We start from the raw sequence: 17151 nt of genomic DNA, 5'->3' as shown, positions 1-17151 counted from the left end.
TGATGCTGAAGCTGATTGGGGCGATGCACTGAAGGAACAAGCAAACGCCGCAAAGAGCTCTCAGCAAGGTTTTGCCGCAGCGGAGTTTCCCGAGTTTAGCGAGCAAAAATCCAGAAATAACGGTCCCAGCAGCGATGAAGTCAAGCTGGACGTCATTCTCGATGTGCCGGTGACCGTGTCGCTGGAGATCGGTCGAACCAAAATTAATATCCGCAATTTATTGCAGCTAAACCAGGGCTCGGTTGTAGAGCTGGATCGTTTTGCCGGCGAACCGATGGATGTATTGGTGAATGGTACTTTAGTTGCTCACGGCGAAGTTGTGGTGGTTAACGACAAGTTTGGTATTCGGCTGACCGACATTATCAGTCCGTCGGAACGAGTCAGAAAGCTCGGCTGATGTCTGTATCTCGCCTGGCTACCCAAATTATTTCGGTATTGATTGCACCTGTTGCATGGGCTGACGAAGCGGCTACGTTGCCCAGGCAGACCGCGAAAGTAGTGACTTCCGGGGATGTCGCACAATGGCTGTTGGCGTTGCTATTGGTGTTGGCGCTATTTTTTCTGTCGGTGTGGCTATTACGTAAAAGCGGCAGTTTGGCTTTTGTCGGTAAAAGTCAGTTGGCAGTGCTGGCCGGATTGTCATTGGGTATGCGTGAAAAATTGGTGTTGGTTAAAGTCGGTGAAAAACAGCTACTGTTAGGCGTTAGTGGCGGGCGTATCGATAAACTGCTTGAGCTTGAAGGCGACCAGCGCTTGTTTATGAATAGCGCAGACGGGCAGGAAGCCAGCTTATTTGCCAAGAAATTGCTGCAGGTCATGCAAGGTAAGCACCATGATTAAGTTGATTTTTTCCTGCCTGATAATAGGCTTACTGTTTTTGCCGGAAGCTGTTTACGCCGCAGTAGGCATAGATGCTATTACGGTGACTAGCAACCCCAAAGGCGGCGAAACCTATACGGTTACCATCCAGATTTTAGCGTTGATGACTATGCTGACCTTATTGCCGGCATTGTTGTTATCGATGACGTCTTTCACCCGGATCATGATTGTATTGGGTTTGCTTCGCCAAGCCATAGGTGCCGCGCAAGCGCCAAGCAATCAAGTGTTGCTGGGGTTATCTCTGTTTCTCACTATCTTCATTATGATGCCGGTGTTGGAAAAGGTTAATGAAACCGCTGTGCAGCCGTATATGGAAGAAAAAATTGACGCTGTGACTGCCTTACAAAATGCCTCCGAGCCGTTTAAACAGTTCATGCTCAAGCAAACCCGCGAGGCGGATCTGGATACCTTTGTGCGTATCTCCGGACGTGAACAAATTGACAAACCGGAAGATGTGCCGTTTTCCTTGTTGGTGCCGGCTTATGTGACCAGCGAATTGAAAACCGCGTTTCAGATAGGCTTTCTGATTTTCCTGCCGTTCCTGGTCATCGATCTAGTGGTAGCCAGTGTATTGATGTCTATGGGTATGATGATGCTGTCACCGATGATCGTGTCGTTGCCGTTCAAGATTATGTTGTTTGTGCTAGCGGATGGTTGGACCATGGTGATGGAAATGCTGGCAGCCAGCTTTTACGTATAGGTCAAGCCGATGATGACACCGGAAACCATCTCGGCAATTGCCCAGGATACCGTATTGATTTCCCTGAAATTAATGGGTCCTATCCTGATTGCCTCCTTGGTTGTTGGTTTGCTGGTGTCCATGTTCCAGGCGGCGACTTCGATTCAAGAACAGACTCTGACCTTTATCCCTAAGTTGGCAACTATTATCGCGGTGTTGATGATAGCCGGTCCCGGCATGTTACAAATGCTCATCGATTATTTCCAAGATTTGATGCGCGATATCCCCACGCTAATAGGATGAACTTCGGCGAGGACGAGCTACTGCGGTATCTTGCTTCGTTTGTCTGGCCATTCTTTCGCATCAGTTCCATGTTCATCACCGTGCCGGTTTTTAGCGTCAAAGCGGTGCCGGCCAAAGTAAGATTGATCGCCAGCCTATTGATTACCTGGGTCATTATGCCAACTTTGCCGGCGATGCCGGATATTGAAATATTTAGCTACCAAGGGTTTATGGTGGCGGTACAGCAAGTTGCCTTGGGGCTGACTACAGGCTTCATCCTGCAAATGGTGTTTTCCATCATGTTGTTTGCCGGGCAGACTATCGCTTACAGCATGGGTTTGGGCTTCGCATCCATGGTCGATCCGGCAACTGGGGTGCAGGTGCCGGTGATTGCCCAATTATTTGTAATTAGCGGCAGCTTGTTATTTCTCGCGGTGGATGGCCATTTATTGCTGATCGAGATGTTGGCGCAAAGCTTCCATACATTACCGGTCGGTAGTATGGGTATGGATAAGAGCGATATGTGGCGAGTAATCAGTTGGAGCAGTCTGATATTTGCTGACGGCCTGCTACTGGCTATGCCGGTGATGGCGACCTTGTTATTCGTCAACATCAGCTTCGGCGTGGCGTCAAAAGCCGCGCCGCAGCTACAGATATTCGGCGTCGGCTTCCCTATCACCATCATGCTGGGTATGGGCTTAATCTGGATTGGCCTGCCGACCATGCTGGAAGGTTTTAGCGATATGCTGCACAACGGCTTCGCGCTGGTCCATGCATTGTTGAGGTTGCAATAAATGGCGGAAGATTCCGGTCAAGATAAAACCGAAGACCCCACCGGCAAGCGACTTAGCGAGTCGCGTAAAAAAGGCCAGATTCCCCGTTCCAAGGAACTCAACACTTTTGTAACGTTGATTACCAGTTCGGCGCTGTTTTTCTATTTCGGGCAAGGCATGTGGCGCAGTATGCTGGAGATGATGAAGCATCCCTTGCAGTTGTCGCGGGAGGCTGTGTTCGATCCGGCGACTCCGCTGATTTATCTGAAGGCAGCGTTTGCCGAAGGTTTGTGGGTAATCCTGCCGTTTTTGGTGGTATTGGTGGTTGCCGATTTGGCGGCGGCGATAATGTTGGGTGGTTGGAACTTTACCAGCGAAGCCTTCGAAATGAAGTTTTCCAAGCTTAATCCGCTGACCGGGATAAAAAAAATCATCGGGATTCAAGGCTTGGTCGAACTGGTCAAGGCCATCATCAAAACCATACTGGTTGCGATTGTCTCCTGGAATTTATTCAAACTGTACTTCGACGATTTCATGGGCTTGAGCCGCTTGCCGCTCGATCAAGCCATCCATCATGTCGGCGATATTATTTCCTTCTGTTTAGTGATTTTGAGTGCTACCTTTTTATTGTTGGTAATGCTGGATGCCCCCTATCAGTTATGGAATCACCAGCGCCAACTGAAAATGACCAAGCAGGAAGTGCGCGACGAAGCCAAGGATCAAGAGGGTAATCCGGAAGTTAAAGGCAAAATCCGCCGCATGCAGATGGAGGCCGCGCAGCGGCGGATGATGGATGCGGTGCCTAGTGCCGACGTCATCGTCACCAATCCTACCCATTTCGCGGTAGCCTTAAAATACGATCAGAACGGCAATGGTGCACCTTTGCTGGTTGCCAAAGGCACGGATTTAGTTGCCGCACAGATCCGCCAGCTGGCAATGGCCTCGCAAGTACCCTTGGTCGCAGCGCCTTCGCTAGCAAGAGCTTTATACTATTCCACCGACCTGAATCAGGAAATACCGCGCGGCTTATTCTTGGCCGTTGCCCAAGTATTAGCCTACGTTTTTCAATTACGGGCTTCGACGCAATACGGTTGGAACAAGCCGGTTCCGCCCACCGATGTGCAAGTACCCGACGACTTTAAGCAATAGCCCGGTATCGAGCTGAATTATGGATTTTACGAAAATACTCAACTCACTTAAGGCGCTGACCGGCTTGGGCTTGGGCGCGCCACTATTGATCGTGATGTTGCTGGCGTTGTTGATTTTGCCGCTGCCGCCGTTTGTGCTGGATCTGTTTTTTACCTTCAATATCGCGTTTTCGCTGATCATCTTGTTGGTGGTGATTTACACCTTGAAGCCGCTGGAGTTTGCCTCATTTCCTACCGTCATTCTGGTCGCGACCTTGTTGCGGCTGTCCTTGAACGTGGCTTCCACCCGGGTCGTGTTGATTCGGGGGCATGAGGGTGGGGATGCCGCCGGGAAAGTGATCGAGGCCTTCGGTTCATTCGTCATTGGCGGCAATTTTGCGGTGGGTATCGTCGTGTTTGCGATCTTGGTGGTCATCAATTTTATGGTGGTCACCAAAGGTGCCGGACGGGTAGCGGAGGTGAGTGCTCGGTTTACCTTGGATGCGATGCCTGGCAAGCAGATGGCTATCGACGCCGATTTGAATTCCGGGTTGATCAATCAGGATGAAGCGCGTGCCCGCCGGGAAGAAGTGGCTGCCGAAGCGGATTTTTACGGCTCCATGGATGGTGCCAGTAAATTCGTGCGTGGCGACGCGGTAGCCGGCATCATCATTTTGTTCGTGAATATGATAGGCGGCTTGGCGATAGGCGTGGGCCAACACGGCATGAGCTTTGCCGACGCCGCCAATATTTATGTGTTGCTGACCATCGGTGACGGTTTGGTGGCGCAGATTCCATCGCTGTTGTTGTCGGTGGCCGCGGCGATGGTGGTGACGCGGGTTCGCGGCAGCAAGCAGGATATTGGTAAACAGTTAAGTTCACAGCTGTTCGAAGATCCGCGCACGCTGCTGGTGACGGCGGCGGTGATGGGTATCCTGGGTATCATTCCCGGCATGCCGAATTTGGTGTTTATCCTGTTAGCGCTGACATTGGTCGGTGGCGCTTATTTGATCGACAGACGCCGTAAGTTGGAGGAAGAAAAAGCCTTGGAAATGGAGCGCATCGTTTCGCCGCAGCAACTGGCCAAAACCGAGATCAAGGAATTGGGCTGGGACGATGTAATGCCGGTCGATGCCATTGGTCTGGAGGTGGGGTATCGCTTGATTCCGCTAGTGGATAGAAATCAGGGCGGCCAATTGATGATGCGCATCAAAGGTGTGCGCAAAAAATTGTCGCAAGAGCTGGGCTTTCTGATTCCGTCGGTGCATATCCGGGATAACCTGGATTTGTCACCTACCGAATACCGGATTTCCTTGATGGGGGTGAGCGTCGGCGAAGCCAATATCATGCCCGAGAAAGAAATGGCGATTAATCCCGGCCGGGTGTTCGGTACTTTGCAAGGCGCGCCTTGTAAGGATCCGGCGTTTGGTTTGGATGCGATCTGGATCGACGCCAATCAAAAAGACCAAGCGCAAACTTTGGGTTACACGGTCGTCGATCCCAGCACCGTGGTGGCCACGCATCTCAGTCATATTTTGCAAACTAATGCGCATGAATTGTTCGGTTACGAGGAGGCGCAGCAGTTGCTGGATAATTTGTCCAAAGTGGCGCCAAAGCTGGTCGAGGATCTGGTACCGAAAACCTTGCCCTTGGGTATTTTGGTCAAGGTTCTTCAAAATCTGCTGCAAGAGCGGGTTTCGATTCGCGATTTACGAACCATCGCCGAAACTTTGGCGGAGTACGGGGTGAAGAGTCAAGATCCGGACATCTTGACCTCGGCGGTGCGGGCGGCCTTGGGGCGCTCAATTGTCCATGAAATCAATGGCGTACAGACAGAGATCCCGGTTATTACCCTCGATCCGGGATTGGAACAGATATTGCATAGGTCATTGCAGACGGCGGGCGAAGGTGGTGCGGGTTTAGAACCGGGTCTAGCCGAGCAGATGCACAAATCCCTGGAGGAAAGTGCGCAAAGGATGGAAATGGAAGGGCAAACCGCAGTGTTGTTGGTGTCCTCTTATATCCGCCCTTGGTTGGCTCGCTTCGTTCGTCATTCGATATCCGGCTTACATGTGCTGGCCTATAATGAAATCCCGCAAGATCGGCAGATCAGGGTGGTTTCCACAGTGGGACAGCGGGGACAATAAAACAGAGGTTGCGCGATGAAAATTAAACGCTTTTTTGCAGCAGACATACGGCAGGCCATGCGCATGGTCAAAGAAGAATTGGGCGCCGATGCAGTGATTATGTCCAACCGTTCTGTGGATGGCGGCGTGGAAATCGTGGCGGCCCGCGACTTTGACGAACAGGTCATTCATAAAAATCTCAAGCAACGCGAAGACGAAAAATCGCCGCCCAATGAAGTTAAAAAAGTCGATTTGCCCGATCTCGAAGCCGAAAAGAAATCGCTGCATGTTTTAAGCAGCGCCAGAAAACGCGGCGCGGAAGGCAGCATTCCGGAAAATCCGATCCGTCGCAACCTGGATCAATACGTCGGTTATGCCGAAAAACTCCAGGTTGGGCATAACAACGCACAGAAAATCGCCGAAAAAGTTCGCCAAGTTGAAAAAATTGAAAAACCAGCCTGGGCAAGTGCCGATCCCAAAATCAAACCGTTGACCGAGCCACGGCCGGTGCAATCGCACAACGGCGATAAATTCATCGACGAAATGCGTGCGGAAATGAAAGAACTGCGGACAATGTTGGACAGCAAACTGTCGAATATCGTCATGCAAATGCCACAACACGGGCTACCTTTACACGATGATTTGCGCGACCGCATGTTGGAGTGCGGCTTCTCGAAAAATTTAGCGGGCAAGATAGCCAACCGGTTGGGCAGTCATAAGCAATTCGATTTGGCCATCGGCAAAGCCCAGGAAATGTTGGCCAGACTGGTGCCGATAGCCGACGACAACCTGTTGGATCAAGGCGGTATCGCCGCATTGGTTGGCTCCACCGGGGTCGGTAAAACCACGACAGTCGCTAAATTGGCTGCGCAGTTTATTTTAAAACACGGTTCCAGGCAGATCGCGCTGATTACCACCGATAATTATCGGATCGGCGCGCACGAGCAAATCAATACTTACGGCAGAATTTTGGATGTGCCGGTCAGAGTAGCGGGTGATGCGGAGGAGTTGCGCAGGCATATCAATAGTTTTTCCGATAAACGCCTGATTTTGATCGACACAGCCGGCATGAGTCAGCGCGATATGCGTTTGGCCGAGCAGCTGAAAACCTTGCAGCACGGCGATTTGCCTATACGCTCTTATCTGGTGATGTCCGCTACCACGCAATACAAAGCAATGCTGGAAATTATGGATGCGTTCCGAATACTCGAACCACAAGCGACTATACTAACCAAGTTTGATGAGGCAGTTAGCAAAGGTACCGCGTTGTCGGCGATTATCGAGCGGCGTATGCCATTGTCATTTATCACTGACGGTCAGCAGGTTCCGGAAGATATTTACTTGCCCGATGCCGATGCTTTGATTCGGCAGTGTATGGAAAGTGTCGATCAGGACCATGGCTATGGCGACGATGTGAATGTTGAAGACTGGATGGCGGAAAGCCATGCATAAGTCATTCGATCAGGCAGCTGGAATTAGACAAATGAGACATATGAAACCGGTGCGAGTAATCGCGGTAACAAGTGGCAAGGGCGGGGTTGGCAAAACCAACCTTTCCGTGAATATTGGCGTGGCGCTGTCTAAAATGGGTAGGCGGGTGGCGATACTCGATGCCGATATGGGTTTGGCTAATGTCGATATTTTGCTGGGCATGTTTCCCGAATTCAATTTGTCGCACGTATTGAGCGGCGAAAAAAGCTTGAAGGACATCATGATGACCGGGCCCGCCGGGCTGAAAATTATTCCGGCTTCGTCAGGCATACAGCGGATGTCCGATTTATCGAGTATCGAGCAAGCCGGGGTGATACGGGCCTTCAGCGAAATCGACCGAGAGTTGGATGTGTTGATCGTCGATACCGCTGCCGGTATTTCGGCAAGTGTGGTGAACTTTGCTCGCGCCTGCCAGGAAATCATCGTGGTGGTTTGTGACGAACCCACCTCGTTGGCTGATGCTTATGCGTATATCAAGCTGTTGAATAGAGATTACGGGTTGAATAGCTTTCATATCATTACGAATATGGTGCAGTCGGCTGAGCATGGACAGGCCTTGTTCAATAAGCTGAGTAAAGTGACGGACCGTTATTTGGATGTGGCCTTGCAGTTTGTCGGCGCGGTACCGCAGGACGAATATTTGAAAAAATCCGTGCAAAAACAAACGCCGGTAGTGGAAGCGTTTCCGCAAAGTAAGGCGGCGCTGGCCATCAAGAATTTGGCGCGGAAAATCGACAGCTGGCCGATCAAGCCTAAAGCGGGCGGCTACCTGGAATTTTTTGTCGAACGGATGATTCAGTACAGCGCGAAAGAGGATGTTGCATGAGCGGAGCGGCAATGTATGCTGCTGTGCAGGCTGGAAATGTTGATGCCTTAGTCATTCAACATGCGCCGCTGGTAAAACGCATTGCCTACCACTTAATGGGACGACTGCCCGATACGGTGCAGCTCGATGATTTGATTCAATCCGGCATGCTGGGCTTGCTGGAAGCGCTGAAACATTATGATGCTGGCCAGGGTGCCAGTTTCGATACCTATGCCGGCATCCGGATTCGCGGGGCTATGCTGGACGAATTGCGCCGTTCGGATTGGACGCCGCGTTCCGTGCATAAGAAAGCCCGGATGGTAGCCGAGGCGATACGTGAGGTTGAAAATCAACTGGGACGCGACGCCAAAGATACCGAAGTGGCCGGACATATGGGTATCGATCTGACTGAATACCATCATATTTTGCAGGACGCAGTGTCTTGTAAGACCTTTAGCGTCGAAGAATTGGTGCAAGGCGAAGACAGTGTTATAGATGATGTGCACGGCAATCAGCAGCCGGAAGATGTGCTGATCCAACAGAATTTTCAAAAAGCCCTAGCCAAGGCCATCTCGGAATTACCGGAACGGGAGCGCTTAGTCATATCTCTGTATTACGACGAAGAGCTGAATTTGCGTGAGATTGGCAAGGTGCTCGATGTCAGCGAATCGCGGGTTAGCCAAATTTGTAGTCAGGCGATGTTGCGCTTACGCGCTAGACTTGCGGATTGGGTGGAAGGGAAAGATAATGAAAAGTGCAGCTAATGTGTGGTTATTGCAGGAATTTTTCGCAATTATTGGTCACAATTTAGCGGTTTCTTAACAATAAAGTAATCTGGGTGGAGATTATCCTTGGATAAAAATATGCGTATTCTGGTTGTCGATGACTTTTCGACAATGCGGAGAATAGTAAAAAACCTGTTGAAAGATCTGGGTTTTACCAACACCGTGGAAGCGGACGACGGTAAAACAGCACTGCCTATTCTGGAAAAAGGCGGTATCGATTTTTTGATCACCGATTGGAATATGCCGGGCATGACCGGCATCGATTTATTGAAGGCCGTCAGGTCTACTCCCAGTTTGGCCAATCTGCCGGTGTTGATGGTCACAGCCGAAGCCAAGCGCGAGCAAATCATTATGGCTGCGCAGGCCGGTGTAAATGGGTATGTCATCAAGCCTTTTACTGCTGCTACGCTTAAAGAGAAAATCGAAAAGATTTTTGAACGCATCGACGGCTGAAGCACAGGGAGATTACGATGAATACTGACCTGCTGAGTTTGGCCCGAGATTTGGTCGCAGCATTAGAAAAGTGCGACGAAGCGGCTGCCGATGAAATTCTTGATCAAGTAGCCGGATTAAGAGAAACACAATTGTTTAAAGAAATTGGCCGCCTAACTCGCCAATTGCACGACACCATGGTGAGTTTTTCCGTCGATTCTAAAATAGCGGCCATGGCTGAGCACGATATTCCGGATGCCAAGGAGCGTCTGCATTATGTGATCGCGATGACGGAGCAAGCCGCAGATCAAACCTTAACCGCCGTTGAAGAGTTGTTGCCGGTATCGGATGAGCTGAACGGGCAGGTTAAACAATTGTCGGCGCAATGGAATCGCTTTTTGGATCGGGAAATGCCATTTGACGAGTTTAAGGCAATGAGCGCCGACCTCAGTCAGTATTTTGAGCAGTCGCAAGTGTCTCTGGAGAAAATCCAGGCGGGCCTAAGCGATATATTGATGGCGCAAGGGTTTCAAGATATTACCGGGCAGATTATCCGCCGGGTTATCGATTTGGTACAGGATCTTGAAGGCAGCATGGTTAATCTGATCAAAATTTCCAGCCGCAAAATTACGCCAAGCAGCGGTGCCGCGTTGCAGCCCGAAGTGCCCGGACCGGTTGTCCCCGGAGTAGATGACAGAGCCGGTGATGTGGCCACCAGTCAGGTCGATGTTGACGATTTACTGTCTAGTCTAGGTTTCTGAGGAAAACAACATGGCGATCGATCTGGACGACGAAATATTGCAAGACTTCCTGGTCGAGGCCGGGGAGATTCTCGATTCTCTGGGTGAGCAGCTGGTGGAGCTGGAGCAATCGCCTGGCGATCTCGATCTTCTGAATTCCATATTTCGCGGGTTCCACACCATAAAGGGCGGCGCCGGTTTTTTGGCTATTAGCGCCTTGGTCGATGTCTGTCACAACGCCGAAGACGTTTTTAACGTTCTCAGACAGGGTGATCGCCAAGTCACGCCGGATTTGATGGACGTGATTTTGCAAGTCGTGGACATCGTTAACGAGATGTTCGGGCAAGTCCGTTCCGGTAATACCCCAAAATCGGCCGATCAAGGTCTATTAAAACGCTTGAAATCTTACGCGGGGCCGGCCGAAGCTGCCGCGCCTGCTGAGATAGCGGTTGAAGCCGCTGTCATCAACGAAACCTTCGAATCCACCCAGCCGCTATCCCCTCAAGAATCCGCCGTGCAAGCCTATGACGCAATGCTCGATCCAGAGGAGTTATTGGCCAGCGAATCTGGCTCGGAAGATGGCGATGAAATTACCGAGCAGGAATTCGAAGATTTGCTGGATGCGCTGCATGGTAAGGGCGGTTCTCCCACCGCGAACATCGCAGCGCAATCGGCAGCGCCGGCGGCGGATGACGAAATTAGTGAAGACGAGTTTGAAAACCTGCTGGACGAGTTGCATGGCAAAGGCAAGTTTTCTGTAAAAACCGAGCCGTCTGTGCCCGCCAGCGATTCCGGCGATATTACCGATGAGGAGTTCGATAAGGTACTTGATGCTTTGCACGGCAAAGGTAAATTCGATGCTGCCAATTTGGGCAAGATTGATGAGCCGGCTGCGGGTGAAAAAAACCCACCAATTAAAAATGTAGAGTTGCCTGTCGAGAAACCGTTCGTGGCGGCTAAACCTGAGCCGGTCGCGAAACCGTCCGTCGATGTGGAGCCGGAAAATAGCTTAGGCAAAGTAGCGTCGGTAGTAGATTCCGTTTCCGACAAGAGTAAAGCCGCCACACCCCAAGCCGATACCACCGTCAGGGTAGATACCCAGATTTTGGACGATATTATGAACATGGTCGGCGAGCTGGTGCTGGTGCGTAACCGTTTCCAGACGCTTAAAGCCAATGCTGAAGCCGGAGAGCAGTTGTCCAAAGCGATATCCAATCTGGACGTGGTGACTGCTGATTTGCAATTGGCGGTCATGAAAACCCGGATGCAGCCAATCAAAAAAGTCTTTGGGCGTTTTCCGCGTGTGGTACGTGATTTGGCTAGAAGTCTGAAAAAAGAAATCAGGCTGGAGTTGGTGGGTGAAGAAACCGATCTCGATAAAAACCTGGTCGAGGCCCTGGCAGATCCTTTAGTGCATTTGGTCAGAAACGCGGTAGATCACGGAATCGAATCGCCGGATGAGCGCGAAGCCAACGGCAAGCCTCGGGAAGGCGTGGTGATATTGAAAGCGTCTCAGGAAGGCGATCATATTCAGTTGTCCATCAAAGACGACGGCAAGGGCATGAACCCCGACATACTGCGCACCAAAGTGGTGGAAAAAGGCTTGATGGATGAAGAAAGCGCCGCCCGTCTTGACGATAAAGAGTGTTACAACCTGATTTTTCTGCCCGGATTTTCCACCAAAACTGAAATTTCCGACGTGTCAGGTCGCGGTGTCGGCATGGATGTGGTGAAAACACGGATCGCGCAAATGAACGGTGTGGTGGAAATCGATTCGGTGGAAGGTAAGGGCAGTACCATTATCATTAAGGTGCCGTTGACTTTGGCTATTATGCCGACCCTGATGGTGAAGTTGCGCGGGCAGGCTTTCGCGTTACCCTTGGCCAGCGTCTTGGAAATACTCGATCTGGATTTGAGCAAAACCAATAAGGTAGATGGCCAATTGGTGGTAATGGTCAGAAATAAGGCCTTACCGCTGTTTTATTTAAGCGAATGGCTGGTCAGAGGTTCTTACTTCACAGGCGAAACGCAGCCGACCAATCATGTGGTGGTCGTCAACGCTGGCGGCAGGCATGTCGGGTTCGTGGTGGATCAATTAATCGGTCAGGAAGAAGTGGTGATTAAAGCGCTGGGTGCCAAGTTACATGGATTGGAAGGATTGGCGGGAGCAACCATCACCGGTGACGGCAAGATAGCGCTGATACTCGATGTGCCTGGTCTGATGAAGAAGTATGCGATGTGACGCGGCAATATGACCATTCGGGTGCTGATCGTCGACGACTCCAGTTTTATCTGTAAAAGAATTCGGGAAATTTTAGAAGAGGATCAAGAGTTTAAAGTGATTGGCGTCGCTCACGACGGTCGCGAAGCCATAGAACTTGCGGCAAGTCTGCAGCCGGACGTTATCACCATGGATGTGGAGATGCCAATCATGGATGGTATCACGGCAGTCAAAAAAATCATGGGCACCCGGCCCTGTCCGATACTGATGTTTTCGGCAATGACGCAAGTCGGCGCTCAAGCCACTCTGGATGCGTTGAATGCCGGCGCTATCGACTTTTTGCCCAAGCAGTTGGAAGACATCGATGCTAATCGTGAAACGGCCCGCTACTTGCTGAGGTATAGGGTGAGGATGGTGGCTTCTCAGGCGACTAGAATGTCTTCCCCACGACCTCTGCCGCGCGTGAATCAAGAAGAACATCAGAGCTCAACCGCCGAAAACCCCATAGTTAAGCCGATACGCGCTGCGTCCGCGTGGCCCAAAACTGCAACCAGCAGCAAAATCGAGCTTTTGGTGGTTGCCGCCTCGACTGGCGGGCCGGTCGCCATGCAATACGTGCTGAGCAAAATTCCGGCTGAGTGTTCGATACCCATATTGCTGGTGCAACATATGCCGCCTAATTTCACCAAAAGCTTTGCCGAACGCTTGAATTTGCTTTGCAATATTAATGTCAGGGAGGCGCGGGATGGTGACGTATTGCAGCCGGGGACCGCGTTATTGGGGCCAGGTGCAATGCAGATGCAAGTTAAGCAAGTAGCCAGTGAGCGGCGGATTGTGTTGCGGGCCAAGCAAAGTGGGGAAATTTATAGTCCCTGTGTTGATATTACTTTTGACTCGCTTGCCGAGGTATTCGCCGGGCATGTGTTGGCGGTGGTGTTGACCGGCATGGGCGCAGACGGCAAGGCTGGCGCTATGAAGTTAAGGCAGCGCGGCGCGCAAATCTGGGCGCAGGACGAGGCGACAAGTACTATCTACGGCATGCCGAAAGCCATCGCAGAAGCCGGTCTGGCGGATCATATTTATTCTCTGGAAGAGATTGCCAACCAATTTAAAAAATTACATTGATGGATATTCTCAGTATTTTGGGTGTGTTGATAGGCTTTGCCGCGATTATCGGCGGTAACCTAATGGGCGGAGGAGAACTCGGGTCCCTGATCAATTTTCATGCCTTCATTATTGTGGTGGGTGGTACGCTGGGAGCGACACTGTTGCAATTTCCGCCCAAGGTATTTCTGCGCAGCTTACGTATTTTGAGTTGGATTTTTGTGCCGCAAAATTTGCAGCTCAAAAAGCAAATCGACAAGATTGTGCGCTGGAGCTCTCTGGCCCGTAAGGAAGGCTTGCTGGGCTTGGAATCGGTTATCGAAACCGAAAAAGACAGTTTTGCCAAAAAAGGTTTGCAGTTGCTGGTCGATGGCAACGAGCCGGAAGTGATACGCGATTGCCTTGAGGTTGAGCTAACGACAAAGGAGCATTTGGATACCCAGGCGGCTAGGGTTTTTGAGGCGATGGGTGGGTATGCGCCTACTATCGGCATTATCGGCGCGGTAATAGGCTTGATTCATGTGATGCAGAACCTCGCCAAGCCGGAGTTATTGGGCAGCGGCATCGCGACAGCTTTCGTGGCGACTATTTACGGTGTCGGCTTGGCCAATCTGTTGTTTATTCCTATCGCCAATAAGCTGAAGAGTCTGATTTTCGAAGCATCGCAAGCCAGGGAAATGGTGATAGAAGGCATTTCGTCGATAGCCGAGGGCGAAAACCCGCGTAATATCGAGTTGAAATTATCCGGTTTTTTATTGGAAAAATAAGGGAGGCCTTATGAGTCGGCGCAAACGTAGACCATTGCAACAGGCCGATAATCACGACCGCTGGATGGTGTCTTACGCGGATTTCGTGACCTTGCTGTTTGCGTTTTTTGTGGTGATGTATTCGATTTCCTCGGTAAATAAGGGTAAGTACGAAACATTCTCCGAATCGCTGGACCAGGCTCTGTTTCACAACGAGAAGATTCAAAAAGAAGCAGAGCCGATTCAGGTTGGCACGATTCCCACCACGATCCAGCCGATTGAATTGCCAAATTTGATGACGGCCGAGGAAAGAGAGCTGAGCGAAGAAATCATGCAGGAAAAACGCCGGCTGGATGAAGTGTCGCAGGAGTTTCAACGAGCCTTGCAGCCTTTTGTGGAAAGCCAGTTGGTGGGTATCAAACAGCACGATTTCTGGGTGGAACTGGAAATGAATAGCGAGTTACTGTTTGCCAGCGGTAAGGCCGAGCTCTCCAGCAAGGCCGTTCCGGTGTTGCAGAAAGTTGCAGAGGCCGTGCGCGACGTACCCAACGTGATCAATGTCGAGGGATATACCGACAACGTACCGATTTCCACCGGCTTTTATCCATCCAATTGGGACTTGTCCTCAGCCAGGGCAACCAGTGTGGTCAAAGAATTGGTGAAAAACAATATTCCGGCGACACGATTATCGGCGGTGGGCTATGGAGAATTTCATCCGATCGCCGATAACAAAGACGAGGAGGGGCGTTTTAAAAATCGGCGAGTTGTATTGGTGCTGATGTCGCAAGCCTTTGCTCGTTACGGCATGACTGACGACGAACGCGTGAAAGTGCTGAATTTGGCGCCGTCACAGCCCAGTTCGCCACCTGAAACCGCAGTTGAAAAGACGCCGGAAGCGCCGGCTCAGTTATGAAAATATGGTCAGTTTCCAATCAAAAAGGCGGGGTCGGTAAAACGACTACCGTGGTGACGCTGGGTGGCTTGTTGTCGTCCTGGGGGTTCAGGACTTTGCTGGTCGATTTGGATCCCCATGGTTCGTTGACCAGCTATTTCAAGATGAATCCGGATGAGATCGAGCTTGGCGTTTACAATTTATTTCTCGACGCCAGCGAGAAAAAGAAAAACGTCGATCCTCAGGTCTATATCGCCAAAACAGACTTCGACGGTATCGATGTCTTGCCCGCATCCACCGCTATAGCCACCTTGGATAGGCAGGTCGCCGCAATCGGCGGCATGGGCTTGGTGGTTGCTACCGCATTGCACAAAGTGGCTGACCAATACGACTATGTGATTATCGACAGCCCGCCGATGTTGGGGGTGTTAATGATCAATGCGCTGGCGGCCTGCGATCATTTAGTGATTCCGGTTTTAGCCGAATTCCTGGCCCTAAAAGGTCTGGATAGAATGGTGCATACCATAAAAATGGTTTTTCATTCCCGGAAAACACCGCCTAAATTCACTATCGTGCCGACCATGTTTGATAAACGCACCAAGGCGGCTCGCGACAGCTTAGCGGCCTTACATCAACAGTATCCAGACAATGCCTGGAGTTCGGTCGTCCCGGTGGATACTAAAGTGCGGGATGCCAGCCAGGCCGGTATTCCCTTACCCCTGTACGACAAAAGCGCGCGTGCGGCCGAAGCCTATGCCGAATTGTTGGAACTGATATTGCTTGATAAGAGTCCAGACAAAAACTTGGCACCGCATAAATGACTCAGGCAAAACCACCCCCCAGTATCGTTCATCAACAGTTAGCGCTTGATGTGTATCTGCAGACGCTATTGGATGAGGTACCCGAGGCTGAGGAAGCTGTTAACGTAAAGCCGGCAGTATTGCTGGAACAGCTTGTTGTTGAGGAGCCTATCAAATTGCCGGATCCTGCTCCGGTCGTGACCGGCAGTCCAAAAGCAAGCTCCAAAGCACTGGTCAGGAACCGGCAACCCAAGCTTGTAGAGCCGGAAATCCCGGCTAAACTACAGGCACTGTCTATCATGCCGGATTGGTCGCAGTATGAGTTTCAGGCTTTGTTTTTTAAGGTTGATAAGCTGATATTGGCAACGCCGCTGATCGAGTTGTCGAGAACGATCAAAATCGACCGCAAGCCCACGAAAATTCCCGGACAACCCTCTTGGTTTCTGGGGTTGCTGGATGAGCACGATAGCCGTATCGGCGTGCTTGATACCCGGCAGCTGATTTTTGGTAAAAGCCGAGGCTTGCAGCCTGATAGTGAAGAATATCCGTTCGAGCGCATTTTAATCACCCAGGATAAAAAATGGGGTTTGGTGTGTGATGAAATTCTCTCCATCGGTAAAGTAAAGCCCGATGGGGTCAGATGGCGAACGGCCAGACAAAAAAAACCTTGGTTAATCGGCACGGTAATAGACGAGTTGACAGCGATTATCGATGTTAAACAGCTGGTACCGCATAGAAAAAATAGTTAAACACCATCTGGATACAGCAAAATGAGCGAAGATAAAAAACAAGGCGACCCTATCATGCAATGGGTGACTTTTTGTCTAGGTGACGAAAAGTACGGTATCAATGTCATGCAAGTGCAAGAGGTGTTGCGGATTACCGAAATTGCCCCGGTGCCCGGCGCGCCGTCCTATGTATTGGGGATTATCAATTTACGCGGTAATGTGGTGACGGTCATCGATACCCGTAACCGTTTCGGCTTACCTTCCAAAGACACCGATGATGCGTCACGGGTAGTGATCATCGAAACCGACCGGCATATCATCGGCATTTTGGTTGATAGCGTCGCTGAAGTGGTCGAGATGCGGGCTTCTGAAATTGAGACTGCGCCCAATGTCGGGAACGAAGAAAGCTCAAAATACATTCAAGGTGTCACCAGCCGCGATAATCAGTTGTTAATTCTGGTGGATTTGAATAAATTCCTCAGCGACGACGAAAAAGCCGAGCTGGATATGTTTTGATTGCCTGACTAGGCATGCGAGGTGC

At 50.8% G+C, this 17151-nt stretch carries 19 protein-coding genes; all 19 read left to right on the top strand.

Annotated features, from left to right (window positions below; all coding sequences use genetic code 11):
* Positions 1-28 precede the first annotated feature (28 nt).
* The 19 genes from fliN (at position 29) to ACMXD4_RS20905 (ending at position 17126) form a co-directional block, all read left to right on the top strand.
* Positions 29-397 (top strand): flagellar motor switch protein FliN, encoded by a 369-nt coding sequence (fliN, locus tag ACMXD4_RS20995; protein WP_415880853.1) that lies wholly within the window; start codon positions 29-31, stop codon positions 395-397.
* Positions 397-840: a flagellar biosynthetic protein FliO gene (gene fliO / locus ACMXD4_RS20990; RefSeq protein ID WP_101053277.1), complete on the top strand. Its 444-nt coding sequence runs from the start codon at positions 397-399 to the stop codon at positions 838-840. The genes fliN and fliO overlap by 1 nt, the downstream gene beginning before the upstream one ends.
* Positions 833-1579, top strand: a complete 747-nt coding sequence (fliP, locus tag ACMXD4_RS20985) for a flagellar type III secretion system pore protein FliP (RefSeq protein WP_033159413.1) — start codon at positions 833-835, stop codon at positions 1577-1579. Before fliO ends, fliP begins: the two co-directional genes overlap by 8 nt.
* Positions 1580-1588: 9 nt before the next feature.
* Positions 1589-1861 carry a flagellar biosynthesis protein FliQ gene (gene fliQ, locus ACMXD4_RS20980; RefSeq protein ID WP_020483676.1) on the top strand — a complete coding sequence of 91 codons (273 nt, stop codon included), beginning with the start codon at positions 1589-1591 and terminating at the stop codon, positions 1859-1861.
* Entirely contained in the window at positions 1858-2634 is a 777-nt protein-coding gene (fliR, locus tag ACMXD4_RS20975; RefSeq protein WP_319962274.1) for a flagellar biosynthetic protein FliR, read from the top strand. The genes fliQ and fliR overlap by 4 nt, the downstream gene beginning before the upstream one ends.
* Positions 2635-3762: a flagellar biosynthesis protein FlhB gene (flhB, locus tag ACMXD4_RS20970; protein ID WP_319962275.1), complete on the top strand. Its 1128-nt coding sequence runs from the start codon at positions 2635-2637 to the stop codon at positions 3760-3762. It abuts the gene before it with no gap.
* Positions 3763-3781: 19 nt separating this feature from the next.
* Entirely contained in the window at positions 3782-5887 is a 2106-nt protein-coding gene (gene flhA / locus ACMXD4_RS20965) for a flagellar biosynthesis protein FlhA (protein WP_319962276.1), read from the top strand.
* 15 nt (positions 5888-5902) lie between these two features.
* Positions 5903-7318, top strand: a complete 1416-nt coding sequence (gene flhF / locus ACMXD4_RS20960; RefSeq protein ID WP_415879279.1) for a flagellar biosynthesis protein FlhF — start codon at positions 5903-5905, stop codon at positions 7316-7318.
* 31 nt (positions 7319-7349) lie between these two features.
* Positions 7350-8183, top strand: coding sequence for a MinD/ParA family protein (locus ACMXD4_RS20955; protein ID WP_216614793.1), 834 nt, complete (start codon positions 7350-7352; stop codon positions 8181-8183).
* On the top strand, positions 8180-8926 hold the full coding sequence (locus tag ACMXD4_RS20950) for an RNA polymerase sigma factor FliA (RefSeq protein ID WP_033159407.1): 747 nt from the start codon (positions 8180-8182) through the stop codon (positions 8924-8926). Before ACMXD4_RS20955 ends, ACMXD4_RS20950 begins: the two co-directional genes overlap by 4 nt.
* 87 nt (positions 8927-9013) lie before the next feature.
* Positions 9014-9400, top strand: a complete 387-nt coding sequence (gene cheY / locus ACMXD4_RS20945; RefSeq protein ID WP_020483669.1) for a chemotaxis response regulator CheY — start codon at positions 9014-9016, stop codon at positions 9398-9400.
* A gap of 17 nt (positions 9401-9417) precedes the next feature.
* A complete protein-coding gene (locus ACMXD4_RS20940; RefSeq protein WP_319962278.1) occupies positions 9418-10140 on the top strand; it encodes a protein phosphatase CheZ in 723 nt (240 codons plus the stop codon).
* Positions 10141-10150: 10 nt separating this feature from the next.
* Positions 10151-12361 carry a chemotaxis protein CheA gene (locus ACMXD4_RS20935; protein WP_415879278.1) on the top strand — a complete coding sequence of 737 codons (2211 nt, stop codon included), beginning with the start codon at positions 10151-10153 and terminating at the stop codon, positions 12359-12361.
* Between the two features lie 9 nt (positions 12362-12370).
* The gene (locus ACMXD4_RS20930; RefSeq protein WP_415879277.1) at positions 12371-13465 is read left to right on the top strand and encodes a protein-glutamate methylesterase/protein-glutamine glutaminase; all 1095 of its coding nucleotides are present in this window, start codon (positions 12371-12373) and stop codon (positions 13463-13465) included.
* Positions 13465-14211, top strand: a complete 747-nt coding sequence (locus ACMXD4_RS20925; protein ID WP_033159403.1) for a flagellar motor protein — start codon at positions 13465-13467, stop codon at positions 14209-14211. Before ACMXD4_RS20930 ends, ACMXD4_RS20925 begins: the two co-directional genes overlap by 1 nt.
* Positions 14212-14221: 10 nt before the next feature.
* Positions 14222-15103: a flagellar motor protein MotD gene (gene motD, locus ACMXD4_RS20920; RefSeq protein ID WP_415879276.1), complete on the top strand. Its 882-nt coding sequence runs from the start codon at positions 14222-14224 to the stop codon at positions 15101-15103.
* The gene (locus tag ACMXD4_RS20915) at positions 15100-15903 is read left to right on the top strand and encodes a ParA family protein (RefSeq protein WP_415879275.1); all 804 of its coding nucleotides are present in this window, start codon (positions 15100-15102) and stop codon (positions 15901-15903) included. The genes motD and ACMXD4_RS20915 overlap by 4 nt, the downstream gene beginning before the upstream one ends.
* The gene (locus tag ACMXD4_RS20910; protein ID WP_415879274.1) at positions 15900-16631 is read left to right on the top strand and encodes a chemotaxis protein CheW; all 732 of its coding nucleotides are present in this window, start codon (positions 15900-15902) and stop codon (positions 16629-16631) included. The genes ACMXD4_RS20915 and ACMXD4_RS20910 overlap by 4 nt, the downstream gene beginning before the upstream one ends.
* A gap of 21 nt (positions 16632-16652) precedes the next feature.
* Entirely contained in the window at positions 16653-17126 is a 474-nt protein-coding gene (locus ACMXD4_RS20905; protein WP_033159399.1) for a chemotaxis protein CheW, read from the top strand.
* Positions 17127-17151 lie beyond the last annotated feature (25 nt).

Source organism: Methylomonas sp. TEB (genome assembly GCF_047777895.1).
Classification (GTDB): domain Bacteria; phylum Pseudomonadota; class Gammaproteobacteria; order Methylococcales; family Methylomonadaceae; genus Methylomonas.
This window is presented reverse-complemented; position numbering and strand designations above follow the sequence as displayed.